18 protein-coding genes and 3 pseudogenes are annotated in these 21,306 nt (G+C 58.5%); 4 read left to right on the top strand and 17 right to left on the bottom strand.

What is annotated here, in order from left to right:
• The 8 genes and pseudogenes from bamB to ACR2TX_RS07825 form a co-directional block, all read right to left on the bottom strand.
• A complete protein-coding gene (bamB, locus tag ACR2TX_RS07860; protein ID WP_434131722.1) occupies positions 1-1,314 on the bottom strand; it encodes an outer membrane protein assembly factor BamB in 1,314 nt (437 codons plus the stop codon).
• Positions 1,314-1,961, bottom strand: coding sequence for a YfgM family protein (locus tag ACR2TX_RS07855; protein ID WP_077731511.1), 648 nt, complete (start codon positions 1,959-1,961; stop codon positions 1,314-1,316). Before ACR2TX_RS07855 ends, bamB begins: the two co-directional genes overlap by 1 nt.
• A 15-nt stretch (positions 1,962-1,976) precedes the next feature.
• A complete protein-coding gene (gene hisS / locus ACR2TX_RS07850) occupies positions 1,977-3,245 on the bottom strand; it encodes a histidine--tRNA ligase (RefSeq protein WP_434131721.1) in 1,269 nt (422 codons plus the stop codon).
• A gap of 40 nt (positions 3,246-3,285) precedes the next feature.
• Positions 3,286-4,056 (bottom strand): type IV pilus biogenesis/stability protein PilW, encoded by a 771-nt coding sequence (gene pilW, locus ACR2TX_RS07845; protein ID WP_434111024.1) that lies wholly within the window; start codon positions 4,054-4,056, stop codon positions 3,286-3,288.
• Positions 4,053-5,150 carry a 23S rRNA (adenine(2503)-C(2))-methyltransferase RlmN gene (gene rlmN, locus ACR2TX_RS07840; protein ID WP_434131719.1) on the bottom strand — a complete coding sequence of 366 codons (1,098 nt, stop codon included), beginning with the start codon at positions 5,148-5,150 and terminating at the stop codon, positions 4,053-4,055. Before rlmN ends, pilW begins: the two co-directional genes overlap by 4 nt.
• Entirely contained in the window at positions 5,125-5,556 is a 432-nt protein-coding gene (ndk, locus tag ACR2TX_RS07835) for a nucleoside-diphosphate kinase (RefSeq protein ID WP_077731515.1), read from the bottom strand. Before ndk ends, rlmN begins: the two co-directional genes overlap by 26 nt.
• 216 nt (positions 5,557-5,772) lie before the next feature.
• A pseudogene (locus ACR2TX_RS07830) lies at positions 5,773-5,874 on the bottom strand (iron-sulfur cluster assembly protein IscA); the annotation flags it as partial.
• Positions 5,875-6,198: 324 nt separating this feature from the next.
• Positions 6,199-6,621, bottom strand: a complete 423-nt coding sequence (locus ACR2TX_RS07825; protein ID WP_434131717.1) for a hypothetical protein — start codon at positions 6,619-6,621, stop codon at positions 6,199-6,201.
• A gap of 233 nt (positions 6,622-6,854) precedes the next feature.
• Between ACR2TX_RS07825 and ACR2TX_RS07820 the strand changes: the two genes are divergently transcribed.
• Both ACR2TX_RS07820 and ACR2TX_RS07815 read left to right on the top strand, forming a co-directional pair.
• Complete coding sequence (locus ACR2TX_RS07820; protein ID WP_156881071.1) at positions 6,855-7,070, top strand: hypothetical protein; 216 nt, start codon at positions 6,855-6,857, stop codon at positions 7,068-7,070.
• 96 nt (positions 7,071-7,166) lie between these two features.
• Positions 7,167-8,424: pseudogene (locus ACR2TX_RS07815) on the top strand (IS256 family transposase).
• 188 nt (positions 8,425-8,612) lie between these two features.
• Here ACR2TX_RS07815 and ACR2TX_RS07810 read toward each other — a convergent pair.
• The 6 genes and pseudogenes from ACR2TX_RS07810 to iscR form a co-directional block, all read right to left on the bottom strand.
• Entirely contained in the window at positions 8,613-8,939 is a 327-nt protein-coding gene (locus tag ACR2TX_RS07810; protein ID WP_434131716.1) for a hypothetical protein, read from the bottom strand.
• A gap of 39 nt (positions 8,940-8,978) precedes the next feature.
• A pseudogene (locus tag ACR2TX_RS07805) lies at positions 8,979-9,239 on the bottom strand (RHS repeat-associated core domain-containing protein); the annotation flags it as partial.
• A gap of 439 nt (positions 9,240-9,678) precedes the next feature.
• Positions 9,679-13,542 (bottom strand): RHS repeat-associated core domain-containing protein, encoded by a 3,864-nt coding sequence (locus ACR2TX_RS07800; protein WP_434131714.1) that lies wholly within the window; start codon positions 13,540-13,542, stop codon positions 9,679-9,681.
• A gap of 50 nt (positions 13,543-13,592) precedes the next feature.
• A complete protein-coding gene (locus ACR2TX_RS07795; RefSeq protein ID WP_077731521.1) occupies positions 13,593-13,916 on the bottom strand; it encodes a HesB/IscA family protein in 324 nt (107 codons plus the stop codon).
• A gap of 61 nt (positions 13,917-13,977) precedes the next feature.
• The gene (locus tag ACR2TX_RS07790; protein ID WP_434131712.1) at positions 13,978-15,138 is read right to left on the bottom strand and encodes a cysteine desulfurase family protein; all 1,161 of its coding nucleotides are present in this window, start codon (positions 15,136-15,138) and stop codon (positions 13,978-13,980) included.
• Between the two features lie 12 nt (positions 15,139-15,150).
• Complete coding sequence (iscR, locus tag ACR2TX_RS07785) at positions 15,151-15,639, bottom strand: Fe-S cluster assembly transcriptional regulator IscR (protein WP_077731523.1); 489 nt, start codon at positions 15,637-15,639, stop codon at positions 15,151-15,153.
• A gap of 115 nt (positions 15,640-15,754) precedes the next feature.
• Between iscR and ACR2TX_RS07780 the strand changes: the two genes are divergently transcribed.
• A complete protein-coding gene (locus tag ACR2TX_RS07780; RefSeq protein ID WP_434131710.1) occupies positions 15,755-19,402 on the top strand; it encodes a hydantoinase B/oxoprolinase family protein in 3,648 nt (1,215 codons plus the stop codon).
• Between the two features lie 88 nt (positions 19,403-19,490).
• A complete protein-coding gene (locus ACR2TX_RS07775) occupies positions 19,491-20,090 on the top strand; it encodes a TIGR00730 family Rossman fold protein (protein WP_434131708.1) in 600 nt (199 codons plus the stop codon).
• Positions 20,091-20,393: 303 nt separating this feature from the next.
• Here the strand turns inward: ACR2TX_RS07775 and ACR2TX_RS07770 are convergent, their stop codons facing one another.
• Genes ACR2TX_RS07770 through ACR2TX_RS07760 form a run of 3 tightly spaced genes read right to left on the bottom strand, consistent with a single transcriptional unit; the run spans position 20,394 to position 21,140 of the window.
• Positions 20,394-20,591 (bottom strand): DUF2283 domain-containing protein, encoded by a 198-nt coding sequence (locus ACR2TX_RS07770; RefSeq protein ID WP_077731526.1) that lies wholly within the window; start codon positions 20,589-20,591, stop codon positions 20,394-20,396.
• 28 nt (positions 20,592-20,619) lie between these two features.
• Complete coding sequence (locus ACR2TX_RS07765; RefSeq protein WP_077731527.1) at positions 20,620-20,859, bottom strand: hypothetical protein; 240 nt, start codon at positions 20,857-20,859, stop codon at positions 20,620-20,622.
• Positions 20,859-21,140 carry a type II toxin-antitoxin system HigB family toxin gene (locus tag ACR2TX_RS07760; protein ID WP_077731528.1) on the bottom strand — a complete coding sequence of 94 codons (282 nt, stop codon included), beginning with the start codon at positions 21,138-21,140 and terminating at the stop codon, positions 20,859-20,861. The genes ACR2TX_RS07765 and ACR2TX_RS07760 overlap by 1 nt, the downstream gene beginning before the upstream one ends.
• Between the last annotated feature and the right edge of the window lie 166 nt (positions 21,141-21,306).

Below are 21,306 nucleotides of genomic sequence, written 5' to 3'. Positions count from 1 at the left end.
CTACTCCAATCGCAAACGGTCATCCGGGGAGCGCCCGGATGACCCTTCCAATCGCAAACGGTCATCCGGGGAGCGCCCGGATGACCCTTCCAATCGCAAACGGTCATCCGGGGAGCGCCCGGATGACCCTTCCACCGCGATGGCGGCCAAGGTGCCGCCGCTGGTATAAACGTAGATGACGTCGTCGAACACGACTGGCGTCGCCGCGATTGGGCTCTTGTCCACCCTGACCCGGCCCACCAAGCTGCCATCCTCCTGGGAAAGCAGATGGAGATAGCCCTCGAAATCACCGACCACGACATAGTCCTTGACCAAAGCTGGCGCCGTCAAACGCCGGAAGTGCAACTCGTCCTGTTTCCACAGATCAGCGCCGTTGCGCACGTCCAATTGCCAAACATCGCTGCTGGCGTCGGTTACGAACAGCGAGCGGCGGGCCGCCGCCATGCCGGTGTAAGAAGATAGTTCGGCCTGGCGCCAGAGCACGTCGCCGTCTTTTAACGATACGGCGGCCACGCCGCCTTGATAACCCGTCACGTAGATGGTGTCTCCTTTCACGATCGGATCGGAATCCATATCGACCAAACGCTCTATTTCGGAGCGACCGTGGGGCAACGCAATCGTCGCCTCCCATTCCGGTTTGCCGTCAGTCAAATTCAGGGCAATCAGCTTGCCGCTGCCATAACCGTCCAGCACGAAATCGTCTGCAATCGTCGGCGAACCACGGCTGCGAATCGAAAGTGCCGGTATCGTCCGGTCATGGTACCAGCGCGTCCCACCGGTATTTTCGTCGAGCGCGGTAATGCGCCCGTCGCTGCTCCGTATCACCACCGTGTCGCCTTCGACGCGCGGCAAGGCGAGAATCTCGCTGGACACGTTGGTTTTCCAAAGCACCGAACCGTCGCCGTCATTCAGCGCCACGATCTCGGCGTTGCTGGTGCCGAGTATGAGCTTGCCCTCACCCGCCACGGGTCCGGCGGAAACGGCCAGCTCAATATCCACGGACCACAGCTTGTCGCCGTTGAGACGGCTGCGCGCCTGAACTTCGCCCTTGCGGTCGGCCGCGAAAATCTTGTCTTCGGTGACGGCGGGAACCAGGTTCACATATTGCTCGGCATAACCTTTGCCGATATTGACATCCCAAAGCACCGTCATTTTGACCGCGGGCTCGAAATCTTTGAGCTCCGCGGGCGGGTCGGCATTATCCGAAGCTCCGAAGTACTCTCCTATACCGGAGGCTGCTTCTTTCAGTGGACCAAGTGCACTACAGCCGGTCAGCAGCAGACCGCACAAAAACAAGACCAGAAAACGGCGCATCAGGACCCGGCTGGTTTCGGCGCGGCCGGTAGATCGTTAAGCTTCAGCTCCAGCAGCGGGGAAGCTTCGCCGAATTCTTTCGCGGCTTCGTAAGCTCTACGGGCTTCGTCGGGCCGGTTGGCGGCCGCGTACAGATCGCCTTTGAGCTCTTGGTAAAGACCCGCAAACTTGCCCATCTGTTCCGCGGTCAACGGCTCCAAAAGGCTCAGTGCCGGACCGGTTTCTCCCGAAGCCAGCATCACCTGGGCGAGACGGAGCCTTGCGATATGCTTGAAGTTTTCGTCCTTGGTTTTTGCAAGCGTCTCTTCCAGAACGGCCTTCGCGCCAGGCAAATCATTGGAATCGACCTTGAGCTTGGCGAGCAGCAACCGGGCGTAATCGGCATAGGCGCTCGACGGGTACGTGGCGATGACCCGCTCGCCCAATTTGATCGCGGGTTCCGTTTGCTTGGTTTCCGACGCCTTCAGCATTTGCAGATAAAGATTGGAAGCCTGCTCGTTTTGGCTGCGCACATTGCCCTGCCACATGTTCCAGCCGATGATGAGCGCGACGCCCAGAAGAACACCGAGAATCAGCGATTGCCGATTTTCTTTCCACCACCGCTGGAGCGCTTCTAAACGCTCTTCTTCTGTCAAATACGTTTCCACTCGAACCTCGTCGCGTTAAATGAGTGCTTGCAAAAAGGGGATCAGCTCGGATTGCGAAAGGGTCGTCTGGCCGGCCTCGGTGCGTAAGTATTTGATGCCGATCAGCTGATCTCGCGCCTCATCTTCACCCATGATCAGCGCCAGTATTGCGCCGCTTTTGTCCGCCCGTTTGAATTGGCTCTTGAAACTGCCGCCGCCGCAATTCACCACCAGCCTCAAGTTCGGCAGGGCATCGCGCAAAGCCTCGGCCAGCACGGCGCCCTTGCGTTCGGCGTGTTCGCCCACGCGGATCAGATAAGCATGGGGCAGCGCCGCGGCATCCAGTTTTTCCGGGGATTCCAGGAGCTCGATCAGGCGTTCCATGCCGAGAGCGAATCCGGTTGCGGCGGAACCTTTTCCGCCCAATTGTTCGATCAGGCCGTCGTAACGTCCGCCGGCGCAAACCGTCCCCTGAGCGCCCAGTTCGTGGGTGACCCACTCGAAAACGGTGCGGCAATAATAATCGAGGCCGCGCACCAGCGTGGGATTCACGGAATAAGCAATACCGGCTTCGTCGAGAAGCTCCCTCAATCGCTGGAAATGAGCTTTGGATTCCCCGCCCAGTTCGTCCGTTAAAACCGGCGCCGCCTGGATCAGCTCGCGCATATCCGGATTCTTGCTGTCCAGAATGCGCAAGGGATTGGATTCCAGGCGCCTCTGGCTGTCTTCGTCGAGCTTCCCATAGTGCGCACGGAAGTAATCCACCAGCTTGGCGCGATAACCGTGCCGCTCTTCGGCCGTTCCCAGGGTATTGATTTGCAGTTCGAGCTTGTGCGCGATGCCGAGTTCCCGCCACAGCCTGGAGCTCAGCAAAATCAGCTCGGCATCGATGTCGGGGCTCGCCATGCCGTAAGCCTCGACACCCACTTGGTGGAACTGGCGATAGCGGCCCTTCTGCGGACGCTCGTGGCGGAACATGGGTCCCGCATACCACAGCCGGTTGATCTGATTGTGCAGCAGGCCGTGCTCCATGCACGCCCGCAGGCAGCCAGCGGTACCTTCCGGACGCAGCGTCAGGGAATCGCCGTTGCGATCCTCGAAGGTATACATTTCTTTCTCGACGATATCGGTGACTTCGCCGATCGAGCGCTTGAACAGTTCGGTCCTTTCCACCAACGGCAGACGGATTTCCTCATAGCCGTAGCTCGCCATGACACGGCGCACCACCGACTCGACATGCTGCCAGCGCGGCGTGCGATCGGGCAGTATGTCGTGCATGCCGCGAATCGCCTGAATCTTTTCCATAGTCGAAAGGGTTGTCGTGGGGTTATTTAAGAAGCGGGAGTCAGTCTACCGAAATGTAGCGCTTGGCCTGCACGGCTTCCTTGGTATTTGGAAATTTCGACCGCAGGGTTTTCGCATAGTCTCTGGCTGCATGGAAATTGCCGAGACCGGCTTCGGTCTCGACGCCGATCCAAAGCGATCTCGGATCCGGTTCCGCCACGGCGTGATAGCGCTCCAAAAACGCGCGCGCGGACATGCCCTGACCGGTTTCGCGGCTCAGCTCGGCCATCTCGATCAACGCCGGCGCAAAGCGGGGATCGTATTCCAGCGCCTGACGCAGATACTGCTCGGCTTCCCCATTTTGACCTGCCGACCGGGCGCAAATCCCGGCATTGGTGAGCGCGATCCAGGGCGAGTTATAGAGCTTCGAACCGATGACTTCCCGGAACTGGCTCATGGCTTCGGCGTACCGGCCCTGCCCGCACAAAAACCGGCCGTAGTTGTTGCGGACGCCGAAGTTTTCGGAATTCGCCGACAAGGCCTTCTTGAACTCGCGCTCGGCGTCGGCCGGCTGATCCAGCCGCTGATAGAGCACCGCCAGCGCGTTGTAGGCCTCGCTGTTTCGTCCGTCCAGTTCGGCGGCCTTGGTCAGATCCTGTAGGGCCACCTCGTAGTTGCCCGCTTCCATGTATTGGATGCCCTTTCGAACATAAATGTCGGATTGGCTGAGCGAGCCGTAGGGATCGTTAGGACGGGTATTGTGCGTCTTCGACGCTCCGCAGGCCGCGAGCGCCACACACACTATCGGACCGATCAAAACCCGGAATTTCATGACTGTACAACCTGTAAGCGGTGCCTGCGCGTCCGGTCGTTCACCCGCCCCACCAGCTGGCCGCAGGCCGCGTCGATGTCGTCGCCGCGGGTTTTGCGGGTCGTGGCGATCAATCCGGCGGCGTGCAGCATGTCGCTGAACCGGCGTATGGTTTCCGGACCGGAGCACCGGTAATTGGAACCCGGAAACGGGTTGAACGGAATCAGGTTGACCTTGGATGGCACGTGACTCAAGAGGCGAATCAAGGCCCTGGCGTGCGCGGGCGTATCGTTGATGCCGTCGAGCATCACGTATTCGAAGGTCACTTTGCGGCGATTTTCCCGCCCGACATAGCGCTTGCAGGCTGCCAGAAGCTCCTTAATCGGGTACTTGCGGTTGATCGGCACCAATTCGTTGCGCAATTCGTCGTCCGGCGCGTGCAGGGAGACGGCGAGCGCGATATCGGACACTTCGGCCAGCCTGTCCAGAGCCGGAACGATGCCGGAGGTGCTGAGCGTCACCCGGCGCTTGGAGAGCCCGTAGGCGAAATCGTCCAGCATCAGGCTGGTGGCGGCGACAACATTGTTGAAGTTGAGGAGCGGCTCGCCCATGCCCATGAGGACCACGTTGGTCACCCGGCCTTCGCCGAGTTCGCGCCGCGCCACCCAGAGCTGGCTGATGATCTCGGCGGCGCTCAGGTTGCGATTGAAGCCCTGCCGCGCCGTGGAACAGAACGAGCATTCCAGAGCGCAACCCACTTGGGACGATACGCACAAGGTGCCGCGCCCGTCTTCGGGAATGAAGACGGTCTCGATGCGGTTTTGGTCATCCAGTTGCAGCAACCATTTGCAGGTGCCGTCCGATGATTTCTGCGCATAGGCGATCTCCGGCACGCGGATTTCGCAACGTTCGGCCAGCCGCGTCCGCAGCGACTTGCTCAAATTGGTCATCGCCGAGAAATCGGCGACGCCGCGCTGATGTATCCATTGCAGCAACTGCGTCGCACGAAAAGGTTTTTCCCCGATCTCGACGAAGAAGGCTTCCATCGCCTTCCGGTCTAGGCCGAGGAGATTCAGCTTTTCGCCGGAATTAACGGGTGCGGGGGCAGAGCTCATTCTCTTTGAAGAAAAATGCGATTTCCTGTGCCGCCGTATCCGGTCCGTCGGAACCATGCACCGCGTTTTCGTCGATGCTGACGGCAAAATCGGCACGGATGGTGCCGGGTGCGGCTTCCTTGGGATTGGTGGCGCCCATGATTTCGCGGTTCTTGGCGATGGCATTCTCGCCTTCCAGAACCTGCACCATCACGGGACCGGTGATCATGAAATTTACCAGATCGTTGAAGAACGGCCTTGCCTTGTGGACCGCATAAAATCCCTCCGCTTGCTCGCGGGAAAGATGCAGCATTTTAGCCGCGACGATTTTGAGCCCCGCTTTCTCGAAGCGGCTGTAAATTTCGCCGATCACGTTCTTGGCTACAGCGTCGGGTTTGATGATGGACAAGGTGCGTTCGACCGCCATTGGATCTCCTTGATTCGGATTCGCCGGTGTTGTGTAGTGAATGAAAACCGAGCGTTCTCGGCTTTCGGAAAAACGTTCGCCGCCCAGATACGGGCAGATAAAACATTGGGATTTTACTGGAAAATTGAGCCGATGATAAGAAATACCGGCCCTTGAACCCGTTTTCAAACGCCATGAGCAGCGTCATGGCGTCGCACGGCAGATTGAAGCCGGCCTTTAGACCGCGAAACCTTCCCCGCAACCGCAGGTCGCCTTGACGTCGGGATTGTCGAAGCGAAACGCTCCGTTGATCCCCTCCCGGCGATAATCCACCCGGAGTTGAAGACTCAACTCGCCGGACCAGAACTCCGGCCACTGCTGGAACCTTATTGTTATCATTCCCAAATCGACAGGAGAAGGGCGCAGGCTTTCGTTGTTTGACTTCCATGACCGCGCCAACGGAGTATCCACGGCGCGGGTGGGTTAGCAGAGCATAACCCGCTTTCAGAGATTCACCGACGCCCCCCGGCGCGATACGCGTCGCTGCTTCCCGCAGGGAGGTGGACTGATTCAAAATTAAAAGCAAATAACCAAAGTCTGACCCCTTCGCTCGTTCAGCGCATCATATGGCTCTGGATAAAAATCTAATTTAACGATCACCCTTTAACTGCTCAGACTTGCATTGTGCCTTGCCGCCTCTTCATCCGCGGGATCAACATAGTAATCGTCACAGGAGCGATAAGTCCTATTTCGGTTATCTTTAACGCGTCCGCCGAGTTGCGTGGCAATTTCAATCATCCATTTTAAAGTCTTCTCGTCGGAATTCTTTGTCATCAAATGACTTTTTGATAAAAATAGTTTTCCTGGAATATCCCCCATAGGGTCACATACTAAAGTGTCTTTCTCCGCCCTGCTGCCTGTGTCACTTTCCTTGAGAGCAATATCGTTACGCGCTTTGGCTAACGCCTTTAGCTGGGCAAGCGATGGCGGTAAATAATAGAAAAGTTTCTTTCTGCCGAGCCACCACGGGCCATATCGTGTTTTTAGGCCCAGGACTATGAAAAATAAACCTTTCTTTACCGCCATTGCTTTATAAGGGGTGGTTATTTGAACGATTTTATGACACCTGCACCACTGTAAAGTCTATTGACATTGGTCAAGCCCTTACCACGCTCATATAACAGAGGAATTCCAAGACCATAATCAGCGCTATAATCCCTAACATGATTAGCCCATTGCCCTTTAGTCGTTAGGTCTGCCCAAAGCGCGGTAGGGCGCAATAGCGTACTCGCGTATTGCGCCGAATAGAGGCCGAATTCATGCGGCGGAATACGGGAGTACCCTATTCCGCCCTACGCAAGCTGGACGAGGAAGTCCAAAACTACCTATCCGCCCGCGCCGATTCCAAGGGAATCGCCTTATCGGAATTAATCAACAGTCTGCTGCGCAAGGATATCGAGTTGATCGAAACGGCTAAACAAGGACGGAATGAAAACGCCCGCGACAGCGGGCGTTTTTGGGCACCAGTGCAGTAGATGACCCTGCGGTGCCTGATGGCTAACGGGTCTCGCGAGGGTGTAAAAAGAACTGTGTAACTGGTTTATATAATCTGACAAAAAGGAAAATAAGAGATGACCAGTAACACAACCAAACAAGATGCCTTATTGGACGAATTGCTCAAAGGCTATACGAATCCGAAAGACATTCTGGGGGAACACGGCTTGCTCAAACAGCTGACCCAGCGTCTGGTGGAACGAGCGTTGGAAGCCGAAATGACGGCCCCTTTGGGGTATGCGCCGCATGCCCTGGAAGGGCGCGGCAGTGGCAACTCCCGCAACGGCAAGTCTGTGAAAACAATTCAGACCGAAACCGGGTCCTTGGCGATTGAGGTCCCGCGCGATCGCAACGGAGACTTCGAGCCGCAACTGGTTTCCAAGCGCCAACGCCGGCTCGAAGGATTTGATGAGAAGGTTCTGGCCCTCTATGCCCGGGGATTGTCGACCCGTGATATTCAGGGCCATCTGGAAGAACTGTATGGCGTGGAAGTCTCGCCGACGCTCATCTCCAATCGCAAACGGTCGCTTTAGTCGCGACCCTTCCAACGTCACCGAATCGGTGTTGGCGGACGTGAAGGCATGGCAGAGCCGGCCCTCGGCCTCGGTCTACCCGATCCTGTATTTCGATGCCCTGATCGTCAAATCGCGCGAAGCGGGACCGGTCAAGAACAAGGCGGTATATCTGGCCTTGGGCGTCAATCTGCAGGGCGAAAAGGAGTTGCTGGGCCTGTGGATTGCGGACACGGAAGGCGCCAAGTTCTGGCTGGCCGTCTTCACCGAGTTGAAAAACCGGGGGGTTCAGGATGGCTTTATCGCCTGTGTGGACGGGCTCAAGGGACTGCCGGAAGCCATCGAAGCAGTGTTTCCCAACACCCAGGTCCAACTGTGTATCGTCCATAAGGTGCGCCATAGCCTGCAGTATGTCACCTGGGAGGAGCGCAAGGCGGTCGCGAAAGATCTGCGGGCGATTTATGGGGCGGCGACCCTGACCGAGGCCGAAGCCGCCCTGGCGCGGTTTAGCGAAACCTGGGACGCGAAATACCCGGCCATCAGCCAAAGCTGGCGGGCGGATTGGGCGCGCTTGACCGTGTTCTTCGATTATCCCCCGGAGATCCGCAAAGTGCTGTACACCACCAACGCCGTCGAATCGCTCAACTTCAGCCTGCGTAAGCTGCTCAAGACCCGCGGCGCGTTTCCGAACGATGAAGCGATTCTGAAAGTCCTGTATCTGGGACTGCAGCGGATCGAGAAGAAATGGACCATGCCGATCCAGGATTGGAAACGGGCGTTGAACCACTTCGTGATCCTCTTTGGTGATCGAGTTACCCTATGAACTAACCCCAGTTACACAGTTAATTTGACACCCCGGTCTCGCACCCCCCTTCTTCATAGTTCCAGCGTCCGCCAGCATCTAGGCAGCCATCAATTTGCAACTGCTTCCGCAACCAAATGCCACCGGCTATCAACAGGATCAGAACTACAGCCAGGATGAGGATTTTCCTGAGTGGCATCACGACTCCATCAATAGTTCGCAGGTAACCCGTTAGGACGGAAAGGACTACAAACCAGGTCGCAGGACAGCGGTGAACTATTTCCTCCCGAACGGCCAGCCGTATTAGCTATCTGATCGGCTGCCGAGGCGCTTGCCGGATCCCCCTTGATATTCTGATCAAACCATTCACGGGTATCCGATATGGTGCAAGCTGTAGCCTCTCCGTACTTACCTCGACGTGTCGCTTCACAGTTTGCCTTGCAATGGAAGTACTTGTCCCCTCCGATCGTATTGGCATCGCGCATATCGCGATAGTTTCGAAGAAAATCGGAGGTCGCTTCCGGAGGCTGGAGCAACTTATCAACGAGTCGACCAATATCTTGAGCAATGCCTTACAAGCCCAAGGGGTCTACGTAGAGTAGCGGGTTATTCCCCACATAGGCATAGGTATTTAGACCACCCACGAGCCCGATCGGATCGCTCTCCAGATACCGCCCGAGGCTCGGATCGTAATCGCGGAAGACGTTGTAATGCAGCCCCGACTCGCCGTCGTAGTACTGGCCCGGGAAGCGCAGGTTGAGTGTGAGGGGCTGTTGATCGCCATCCGGGTCTTCCTCGGGGCGACCGACACCGAACGGGTCGGAGTCCCAAAACCAGCGCGGTAGGTATCAAGTCCCGGCTGTTTATAAACCTTTTTACGGAAAAGATGGGGATGGGATGTTTGCCAATTTTTCAGCCCGCGTAGGATGTGCCGACGAAGGAGGCGCATCGATCACAAACTCGAACGATGCGGTTCCTGCGTCACCGCATCCTACGCGAGCTTTGCTTATCCAGCTTATTGAGGGCAAACTGTCTTTATGGGTAGGCCATCTTTGTAAGCATAGTATTCGACGCAAGCTTTCTGATTTCTAATAACCTCGCGCTTACCAATATCACTACCATATATGACCTCGGCAATTGAGGTTGTCCCGTCTTGATTCCAGTCCATTTCTCGCCACGAGTATCCGTGCCTATAACTGGAAGATGCACGAGAAATAAGATATATGAGTAGAAATATAAAAACCACGCCAACAATTTTTGTCATGAGCTTTATCATCACCTTGCCCATGGAGCACTAGTCCCATCGCTTGATCGAGTAGCAGGATAATTCGTCGTTCCATTGGCCGCTTCGGAAGAAAGTAATCCATTACCAAGATCTACTGGTAAGACGTGGTTTCCATTTATGCCCAAAGTTGTTTCTCCATGTTTAAAAAAGTCATTTAACCCCGCTTCTCGAAGACATCGCTGCACAGGGGATGCACAGTTATTGGTTAGCGCATTATATCCACCTTGCGATCTCCGAAGGCACGCCTCAAATACTGCCTCCTTCTCAGGCGGCAACTTTAAATTTACTCGCGTGCCATCTCGAAAACCATTTTTGTCTACATACTCGGATGTAGGAAGATTGGTCATCCCGCTCGGACCAAAAGAATAAGTGGTGCCGTTAACATCGGCAGATGCATGACCGAACGACGAGCTGCCCCATCCAACCGGCTGCCAGATCGTTACACCGGCTTCTAATCCAAATGGATCAATCCAATTGACCGGATTATTCCCGACATAGGCATAGGTATTTAGACCACCCACGAGCCCGATCGGATCGCTCTCCAGATACCGCCCGAGGCTCGGATCGTAATCGCGGAAGTAGTTGTAGTGTAGCCCCGACTCGCCGTCGTAGTACTGGCCCGGGAAGCGCAGGTTGAGTGTGAGGGGCTGTTGATCGCCATCCGGGTCTTCCTCGGGGCGACCGCCCCCGAAAGGATCGGAGTCCCAAAACCAGGCTACGGTCTGATTTTGATCGGTCAGAAGCCTCGGCGCAGCAAGGTGGTCGGCCTGAACGAAATAGACGGCGGGTTCGCTTTGTGGTGGGGCGCCGCCGACACAGGTCGGGTAATCGCAACGCAAGACCAGCCGGCGCGCGTCGAGGACGGTAATCCAATGGTCGCGGTCGAGGTCGCGGGGGTCGCCGGGGCCAACCGGCTGGTTGCGGGCTTGAAGTAGGATGTCCACATCGCTCCGGTCGATGACCCCGTCGCGGTTGAAGTCCTGCTCGCGACCCTCGGGAGAGCGGATGAAGGCCAGCGGCAGATCGTCGAGATAGACAAATTCCCGCAGGGGCTGGCCTGCTTCGCCGCTTTCGGCAATGAGGTGCCCGGCCGCATCGTAGTGGTAGCCCGTAGTCTGGAAGGTGGTTTTTTGTACGCGCTGTCCCAAACCATTGTATCGGTAGGCGGCCCGGGGCAGGCTCTCCTGGTTGACCGTTGTGAGTCGGCCGTCCTCACGATAGCCGAATTGGTAGCTGCCCGCGCCGACCATGCGACCGGCTTCGTCATAAGCAAAGCTGCGGTTGTCCAGCCCCTCGGCCGCGAGCAGCCGATGAGTATCCAGGGCATAGCGGTATGCCGTCTGACCCGCGCTGCGGGTTTCGAGGAGGCGGTTGCCGACCTCGTCGTAACTCCAACCGCGACTGCCGTAGCGCCCATTGGCGCCGATCAGTCGGTCCAGGGCATCGTAGGTAAAATTCTGGTTGCGGCCCATGTCCAGCCAGTCCGTGATACCGACGATATTGTCTGCTTCGTCCAACGCGTAAGCGTGATGCTGCACCGTACCCACGGTTTGCTCGGTCAGGCGCCCGTCGGCATCGAAGCTGCGCGTCAGGATCAAACCGTTGCCGAAGGTGAGCTCCGCCAGAGGACCAAACGGCCGATAGCTGAGGCCGGTCGCTACCACCTCGGTCTGCCCCTGACTGGTACTCCGGACCTCCGTGATCCGTCCCGTGTTGTCCCGCGGATAACCGATCACCCGCCCAGACGGGTAGGTCAGGCTCACCAAGCGGTCCGCGTCGTCGTAGCCGTAACGGGTGGTATACGACAGTCCATCGATCGTTACGGTTTGGGTCGTCAGCCGGCCACGAACGTCGTACTGGTAGGCGGTATCGCCAGCGCCGTCGGTCAGGCCGGTCAACCGGCCTAGCCCATGGGGTCCCTGGTCATAGCTATAGCTTACATCCGAGACCGTACCGGGATAGTCGATGCCCAAGAGCCGGTTGAGGGCATCGTAGCTGGAGATCGCCGTGGCACCGGTGGCATCTTGTCGGGTGAGCCGGTTGCCGGCGCTGTCGTAGCTATAGAGAACTGTGCCGGTGTTGGGGCTCGCTTCCTGGAGGAGATCGCCAAAGCCGTCATAGGTGTAGGTGGTGGTGAGATTCGAGGGATCGGTGACCGCGAGAAGATGATCCAAGGCATCGTAGCTGTACCCGGTGCTGCCGGCTAAGGGGTCAGTCTCTGAGACCCGGCGGTTCAAGGCATCGTAGGTGTAGTGAGTCACCCGGTTGAGGGGGTCGGTGACGCTGGTCCGGTTGCCGTTGGCGTCATAGGCGTAGGTGGTGGTCTGACCGGCGGCGCCGATGGATTGAGTAAGCTGCGAGAGGGTATCGTAGACCCACTGGTGTTGCCGGACCAGGGTGTTGGACGGATCGAATACCTCTTCTTTCGTCTTGTTGCCGGAGAGGTCGTAGGTGGTGTGGATGTTATTGCCTAAGGCGTCGGTGATATCGGTCCGCCGGTGGGCTGCGTCGTAGGTGTACTCAAGAAACGCGCCGTTAGGCGGCGTGACTTTGGTCAACTGGCCGACGCCGTCATACTCGGACGTCGTGCTCTTGCCGCCCACGGCGCGGTTGATCAGCCGGCCTCGAACGTCGTAGGCCAGATCGATGATGAGCCCGTTGGGATCGGTGATGCGACCGACCCGGCCGTGGGCGTCGTAGGCGCCGTAGGTGGTGACGTGCCCCAGGGCATTGGTGACCGAAGTCAGGTTGCCCTGAACATCGTAGGTCAAGGTCGTCACGTCGCCGACATCGGTGCGGGGACCGTCGACGCTGGTGACTTGACCGAAGTCGTTATAAGTGTAGGTCCAGGTGCGGCTTTGGCCGCCCGCGGTAATGGTCTTGGTGAGGCGGTTGCCGTGGGCATCGTAGGCGAAAGTCGTGGTCCGCCCCGGCTCGGTGATCCGGGTCGGCAGCCGGAAAGCCGGGTGCCACTCGGTGGTGATCGTCCGGGCTTCGGGCGTCCCCACGGCTTCGGTGCGGCTGGTCTCGAGGTTGCGGGTCAGGTCGTATTGATAAGTGGTAGTGACTCCCTTGAAGTCGGTGCGGCTGACGACGTTGCCGTTGGCGTCATAGCTGGCCGAACTGGCTTGCTGACCGCAGCCGCTGCCGCAAGGCTGGGTCACACCGGTGCTGCGGGCGACGTTCAGAATGGTTTGGAACCCGTAGGTCCGGGCTGTTCCGAGCGGATCGGTCACGGTGCTGGAGCCGTCGGCCTGATAGGTCAGGGTCATTCTATCCGCGCCGCCGGCGTGTTCGGTGAGGATACCGCGGCCTTGTTCGTCGTAGGCGAAGGTCGCGAAACGTTCGCCGTTTTCGTCGATAATCCCGGTCAAGGCATAGGGGAACCGGATATCTTCGTAGGTGTACAACCGCTTCGGGTTGTCCGACAGGGTCTCGGGGGTGCTGTCCGGATACAGAACCGTACCGAGGCGTCCGAGCACATCATACTGATAGGTGTAGACGTTGCCGGCCGGGTCGGTCACGGTGCTCAGCCGATTTTGGGCGTCATACGCCAACAGCAATTGGCGACCCGAAAGGCGATCGGTCACATGGGAAAGCCGCCCCAGGCCGTCGTAGGCCAAATCCTGGGCCAGCCCTTCTCGGCTGACGATCGCGGTCAATCGGCCGGTGACATCGTAGTATTCCGAAGTCTCGTCCTCGCCGAAGGAATAGCGCCAGCCCGTGATCGTGCCGGCCTCGCTGAGCGGGGCAAGGGTATCGGTGACATCGGCGTCGGGCCGCCATTCGCTGCCGACCTTGGCAAAGCGATAGGCGCGGCCGGCCGAGAGCAGGCGGTGAACGGCTAGCCTCACGAGATCACCGGGATGCCGATGTATCGGTTCTTCCGATTGAAGAGAGAATCTTAGACGGCGAAACTTTCCCCGCAGCCGCAGGTCGCCTTGACGTTGGGATTGTCGAATCGAAACGCTTCGTTGATTCCTTCCCGGCGATAATCCACCTGAACGCCCGAGAGATAAGCCAGATCGCTGTCTCTCACGACGACTTTCACGCCGTGCTGTTCGAATACGGCATCGCCCTGCTCCACCGCATCGGCGTAATCGACTACATAGGCGAAACCGGTGCAGCCGGACTTTTTCACGCTCAGACGAAGCCCTACCCCTTTGCCGCGTTTTTGCAATTGCTTGGCGATTTGCTCCGCCGCTTTTTCGGTTAAGGTAATGGACATAATACGTAATCTCTGTCGGATCGCTGATTCAAAAAGCTTATAAACGCTCGGGGCATAATCTTTAAATGACCGGCATCACCGGTATCGCTCCCCGGCTCTCAGACGTGGGTATGCCCACGAGGTTTTTCAAGACCTCCAGAAAACGGTCGACTTCCGCCTCGGTGTTGCTCTTGCCGAAGCTTGCGCGTATCGCGCTCTTGGCAACTTCCGGCTCAACGCCCATGGCGATGAGCACGGGGCTCGGCTCCCCCGCGCCGCTGGCGCAGGCTGAACCGCTGGACACCGCGATGCCCTGCCGATCGAGGTTCATGACCAGGGCTTCGCCGTCGTAACCGTCGATGCCGAACTGCAAAGTATTGGGCAGCCGCTCCGCGTGTTCGGCGAACAAGATCGCTCCGGGGATAATCTCCAAACCAACCTCCAGCCGTTTGCGTAGACCGAGCAGCTGAGCGCGTCGTCCCTCCAATTCGGACAAAGCCAACTCCGCCGCTTTACCGAAACCGACGATGGCCGCCACGTTTTCGGTGCCGCCGCGTAGGCCTTGCTCCTGTCCGCCGCCATGCAGCAGGGGTTCTAGCATGACGGTTTTGTCGAGAATCAGCGCGCCCACGCCTTTGGGACCGTAAATCTTGTGCCCGGAAAGGGACATCAGATGAGCGCCTGAGGCTTTGAAATCGAGCGGAATCTTGCCCGCCGCCTGCACTGCGTCACAATGAAAAACGATGCCGCGCTCGCGGAACCAATTGGCGATGGACGCGATATTCTGAATCACGCCGGTTTCGTTGTTGGCCATCATGAGGGTGGCGAATCGAAGCTCGCCGGCCGGCAAAGATTCGATATACGACGCATCGGCCATACCATTCCCGTCCACAGGAATGGTTGCGACCCGCCAGCCTCTGGTCTTCAGGAACTCCAAAGGCTCCGAAACCGATGGATGCTCGGTAGCGCCCGCAGCGATCACGCCCGACTCGCGAGAAAAGGCCAAGCCTTTTAGCGCCAAATTATTCGCTTCGGTCCCGCCGCTGGTAAACACGACCTCGGACGGATGCGCGCCCACCAGGGCAGCGACCTGCTCCCTGGCCGTATCGACCGCGCCGCGGCAGACCCGCCCCATCCGGTAAAGACTCGACGGATTGCCGTAAAAGGCGCCCAGATAGGGCAGCATCGCATCCAAGACCCGCTCATCCAGCGGGGTGGTCGCATTGTGATCGAAGTAGATCATTTCGTCAGAACGCTAAATATGCGTTTCCCGACGCAACAGCATATCGATACCCTGAACGCCGGACGCCTGCTTGTCCTGACGCTCTGCTACCAAGCGCACGTTCTTGCGCTGCAAGACGTCTTGCAAGCTGATGGAGGCCAAATAGTCGCGAATCTGCTCGCTCAATCCCAGCCAAAGATCATGGGTGAGACAGGGCTGATTGTTCTGGCAGTTGGCTTTGCCGCCGCAGCGCGTCGAGTCGATGGTTTCGTCGACCGCGATAATGATTTCGGAGATATTGATCTGGCTGGCGTCGCGGCTCAATTGATAGCCGCCGCCCGGCCCTCGCACTCCTTCGACCATTCCGGCCCGACGCAAACGCGCGAACAACTGCTCCAGGTAGGACAACGAGATGTGCTGTCGTTTGGCGATATCGGTCAATGTCACCGGCCTTTTTTCGCTATGATAGGCCAGATCCAGCATGGCGGTGACGGCGTAGCGGCCTTTCGTCGTTAAGCGCACGGAATGACTCCCGGAAATTCACACTAAATACGTGGGAATTCAGGTTCACATATCCTAGAAAAATAGTCAATTATTAAGGCGCCATAGGATTTTGGCTGTCAAGATAACCGGCATCATGCATTCGCAATCCTGGCAATTTTGGATCGATCGCGGCGGAACCTTCACCGACATCGTCGCCCGCCGGTCGGATGGCCTTCTTATGACCCACAAGCTTCTTTCGGAAAATCCGGACCGCTACCGCGACGCCGCCCTGCAAGGCATCCGCGACATTCTGGATCTGGCTCCCGATGCGCCTCTGGAACAGGCCAACATCCAGGCCGTGCGGATGGGCACCACGGTGGGGACGAATGCGCTGCTGGAAAGGAAGGGCGAACCGACGGTCCTGGCGATCACGCGGGGCTTCGCCGACGCCCTCCGCATCGGCTATCAGAACCGGCCGGATATCTTCGCCCTGAATATCCGCCGCCCCGAACCGCTTTACCAAAAGGTCGCCGAAATCACCGGGCGTCACGACTCCCGCGGCTCGGAGCTGGAGCCGCTGGATCTCGGCGAAGCGGAACAACAATTGACCGGGGCCTACCGGGAAGGTTTCCGGTCGATCGCCGTCGTTCTCATGCACGCCTGGCGGACGCCCGATCACGAACTCGAACTGGAAAAGCTGGCCAAGGCAATCGGCTACACCCAAATTTCCCTCTCCCACCGCGTCAGTCCCGCCATGAAATTGATCGGACGGGGCGACATCACGGTGGTGGATGCTTATCTGTCCCCGGTACTGCGCCGTTATGTCGATCAGGTGGCGGCCGGTTTGGGCATCGGTCTGAAAGACGAAATGCCGCAAGACCGAAAACGCAAGCTGCTGTTCATGCAGTCCAACGGCGGATTGGCGGATGCCCACCGGTTCCGGGGCAAGGACAGCATTCTCTCGGGTCCCGCCGGCGGCATCGTCGGCGCGGTGGCGGTCTCCCGTCTCGCCGGCTTCGATCGTATCGTCACCTTCGACATGGGCGGCACGTCCACCGACGTGGCCCATTACGCCGGCGAATTCGAACGCAGCCAGGAAACCGAGATCGCCGGCGTTCGGCTCAGGGCGCCCATCCTCAATATTCACACGGTCGCAGCGGGCGGCGGCTCGCTCCTGCATTTCGACGGACTCCGCTTTCGGGCCGGCCCCGACTCGGCCGGTGCCAATCCGGGTCCCGCCTGCTACCGGCGCGGAGGACCTCTGTGCGTGACTGACGCCAATGTGATGGTCGGAAAGATACGTCCCGAATTCTTTCCGAAAGTGTTCGGACCGACCGGCAATCAGCCTCTGGATATGGAAATCGTGCGGCGCAAATTCCGGGAACTGGCCGAGACCATCCGTTCCGACTCAGGCCAAGCGCTCTCGTCCGAAGAAGTGGCGGAAGGCTTCATCGACGTGGCGGTGGAAAACATGGCCGCCGCGATCAAGAAGATCTCGGTGCAGCGCGGCCACGATCTGGCCGATTACGTCCTGTGCTGCTTCGGCGCCGCCGGCGGCCAGCACGCCTGCAAGGTCGCCGAGCGGCTCGGCATTTCCAGGATTTTTCTGCATCCTCTGGCCGGCGTGTTGTCGGCTTACGGCATGGGCCTCGCCGATTACCGTGTCATCAAGGAACGCGCGATCGTGACTCTGTTGAACGATTCCACCGTCCCGGAGTTGCGGACGGTGCTCGACGCGTTAGAAGTCGAAGGACGCGCGGAACTGATGACCCAGGACATCCCGCCGGAGCGGATCGTCGCGGCTCGCCTGGCCATGCTCCGGTACGAGGGTACCGACACCCTGTTCGCCGTGCCGTTCGGCGATTCGGCGGATATGCGGGTGAGGTTCGAGGAACGGCACCACCAGCGCTTCGGCTTCGTTTACCCCGACAAGGCCTTGCTGGTGGACACCGCGACCGTGGAGCTGGCCGGCTTGAACGAATCGGCCGAAGAACCGGTGTGCCCCTTGGTGCCCGACGCTTCTCTGGAGCCGGTCGCAAAGGTCCGGATATATTCCGGCCGAAACCATCACGATACGCCGGTTTATCGGCGCGAGAACCTGAAGCCGGGCGTCCGGTTGCAGGGGCCCGCGATATTGGTCGAACCCAACTCGACCACGATCATCGAGCCGGGCTGGCAGGGCGAGATTACCGCTCGCAATCACCTCGTACTGAGCGTTTGTGAAACAGCCGACTGCCGGGCAACCGCGTCGAAGATGGAACGGACGGAAAAGCACGTCGATCCGGCGCGCCTCGAAATCTTCAACCGGCTGTTCATGTCGGTAGCCGAGGACATGGGCTATACGCTGCAAAACACCGCCCATTCGGTGAACATCAAGGAGCGCCTCGACTTCTCCTGCGCGCTGTTCGACGGAAACGGCGGGCTCGTCGCCAATGCTCCGCACATTCCGGTGCATCTGGGCTCCATGGACGAAAGCGTCAAGGCGCTGATCGCGGGTCACGGGGACGACCTGCGACCGGGCGACGTTTGGCTCATCAATTCCCCCTATCACGGCGGTACGCATCTGCCGGACATCACGATAATTACCCCGCTGTACGATGATACGGGCGAATCGGTCCTTTTCTATCTCGCCTCGCGCGGTCATCACGCCGACGTGGGCGGCATCACTCCCGGTTCGATGCCGCCCCGCAGCACGTCCATCGACCAGGAAGGGGTTCTGAGTGCGGGCTTGAAGATCGTCGAAAACGGACACATACGCGAATCGGCCATCCGCGACTGGCTCAATGCAAAGCCTTATCCTGCCCGCGACCCCGACCGGAATCTGGCGGATCTCCGCGCCCAGATCGCCGCCAACCTGAAAGGCATGCAGGCGCTGCGTGGCATGCTCGAACGTTATTCGCTGGCGACGGTCCGGCGCTACATGGGGCATGTGCAGGACAACGCGGAAGAAGCGGTGCGGCGGGTCATCGCACGGCTTTCCGACGGCGAATTCGCGGTGACGATGGATTCTGGCGCGGTCATCCGCGTGGCGATCCGGGTCGATACCAAAAACCGGCGGGCCTTCATCGATTTTGCCGGAACCTCGCCGCAGCAGCCGGACAATCTGAACGCGCCGGCCGCCGTGTGCAAGGCGGCGGTCCTGTACGTGTTCCGCACCCTGGTGAACGACGATATTCCGCTGAACGCCGGCTGTCTCCGCCCGCTCGAAATCCGGATTCCGGAGGGCTCCCTGCTCAACCCCCGCTATCCCGCGGCCGTCGCGGCGGGCAACGTGGAAACCTCGCAGCATATCGTCGACGCCTTGTACGGCGCGCTCGGCGTGCTGGCCGCCTCCCAGGGCACGATGAACAACTTCACCTTCGGCAACGCGCGCTACCAATACTACGAAACCATCTGCGGCGGGGCCGGCGCGGGGGCCGGTTTCGACGGCGCGGACGCCGTGCACACGCACATGACCAACTCCCGCATCACCGACCCCGAAGTACTGGAATGGCGCTTTCCGGTACTGCTGGAAACCTTCGCCATCCGCCGGGGCAGCGGCGGCAAGGGCTTGTACAAAGGCGGCGACGGCGTGATCCGAAAGATCCGGTTTCTGCAACCGATGACCGCAGGAATCGTCTCCAGCCGCCGCCTGCAGCCGCCGTTCGGCCTCAACGGCGGAAACCCTGGCGCATGCGGACGAAACCTCGTGATCCGCGCCAATGGAGAGCAGGAAATTCTCGGGTCGCAGGCCGAAACCGACATGGACGCGGGCGACACGTTCGTCATCGAGACGCCCGGCGGCGGCGGATATGGAAGTTAGATTGTTCCGAATCCCATAGCCTCCTGGCCTCGGACAGCTGCTCGTTGACGGCCGTTTTCACGACTGTTTTGGACATCGAGGTGATCACTTGAAGAGCATTTGCGTATTCTGCGGTTCCAACCCCGGCAAGCGCCCCGAATACCGGATCGCTGCCGAAACCTTGGGCCGGCTGCTGGCCGAAAAAGGTTTGGAACTGGTGTATGGCGGCGGGACCGTGGGTCTCATGGGCATTCTGTCGAGTGCCTGCCTTGCGGCCGGAGGACGGGTGATCGGCATCATCCCGAAAGCTTTGATCGGCCGCGAGGTGGCAGGACGAATGGTGGAACACACCAGCCTTACCCGGCTGGAAGTGGTCGATTCGATGCACACCCGCAAAGCCCGCATGGCAGAAATCGCGGATGGCTTCATCGCGCTGCCCGGAGGTTTCGGAACCTTCGAGGAGCTGTTCGAAATCCTCACCTGGGCCCAACTTGGATTTCATCGTAAGCCGATCGGACTTCTCGATGCGGAAGGCTACTACGAACCTCTCCTAAGCTTGTGCGATCGGGCGCTTACGGAGGGCTTCATGAAACCCGAGAGCAGAAGGCGGCTGCTGGCCCATACCGACCCGGAGATACTCCTTGAGGCCTTGGCCGCATACAGGTCCGAACCGGTCATCCCGTGGATTCGGGACGAGAGGCAGCTGTAATTCCATTCGGCATTCGAGTGAACATTCATCGTAGGATGGGTAGAGCGAAGCGAAACCCATCGATGGTGGGTTAGCCCCTAGTCTCCGCTCGGGACAGGCCCTTCGACAGGCTCGGGACAGGCTCCGCGTAACCCACCGAGCAACCTAAAGATGAATTCCGGATTGAAAGCGATTTGAAATAACTACACCTGAATTCAATTGAAAGCTACGCGGTGAGAAGTTCCGGAGCGTAATGGCTGCCCCGGTTCGTGGCGAGCCTCAGCCCTCAAGTGAAAGGCGCATGAAAGTGAAAGGGACAGGCAGTCAAGCAACGACTTGCTCATACGAAAAGCTCGGGAGATCCGCCCTCTCCTTCGCATGCTCGATCGTAATCCCGCAAATATTCCCGTGCGGGTCCAGTTCAAGCAGCGTATTTTCGTCCAAGTCCCGCGTTTCCGAAACCTCGGCGGGCTTCAACTCGATATAAAGGGTGTCCGTATCCTGAAAGTACATAATCTTCATAACCTAGACGTCCTATCGGACAGAGACGCTAATGTGTCGATTCCTCCAAGGGATAGTTGACCTTCTCATACTCATGAATGAAAAGCCCAAGCGTCTCCACCAGACGGGCAAGCGGGTTGTTTTCATCGGCGCCGCCTGCGTCCAAAAGCTCGTTCAGGATCGACACCGCGCGGTCGTATTCGGCCTCCGAGTGGATCGGATAGAGCGGAACGGCATTGCAAATCGCCTGATAGTGGCGGATCACATCGGAAAGTTCAGTGGCGTGCATCAAGGCCTCCAGCGGTCATAGTCGCTGTGCGTCAGTACCGCACGAATGTAAAGCGTTTGGGTATTGAAATGGATAGCGGCAATCAGCCGGTAATGGTTACCGGCAATGTCAAAGACATAATAATGCCCTACTTTATCCACGGAACCGAACACCGCCTTCAACTCGGCAAAAGAACTGAACCTGTTCGATTCAATCCGTCTTCGCCAATCCTGCAAAGACTTCTCCGCCTGAGGGTGCAAAGCTGCAAAATCTCGTAAAGCCTTGTTGCTGACAACACGCAAATGTTCGACTCCCTAAACTGCCAGAATAGCATCGTCAAGCGATCGCCGGATATGGAATAGATTAACAAGCCTGAAGCATCAAAGATGCAACTTCTGGAGAACGCAAACCGCAGCCATCAACTAACATTCGACTATGGAACGTCAGCCAAAGGACGAAAGCCTGACA

It is taken from the genome of Methylocaldum sp. GT1BB (genome assembly GCF_051027545.1).
Taxonomy (GTDB): Bacteria; Pseudomonadota; Gammaproteobacteria; order Methylococcales; family Methylococcaceae; genus Methylocaldum.
Note: the sequence above shows the minus strand (reverse complement) of the source record. Positions and strands in the feature narration are given on the sequence as shown.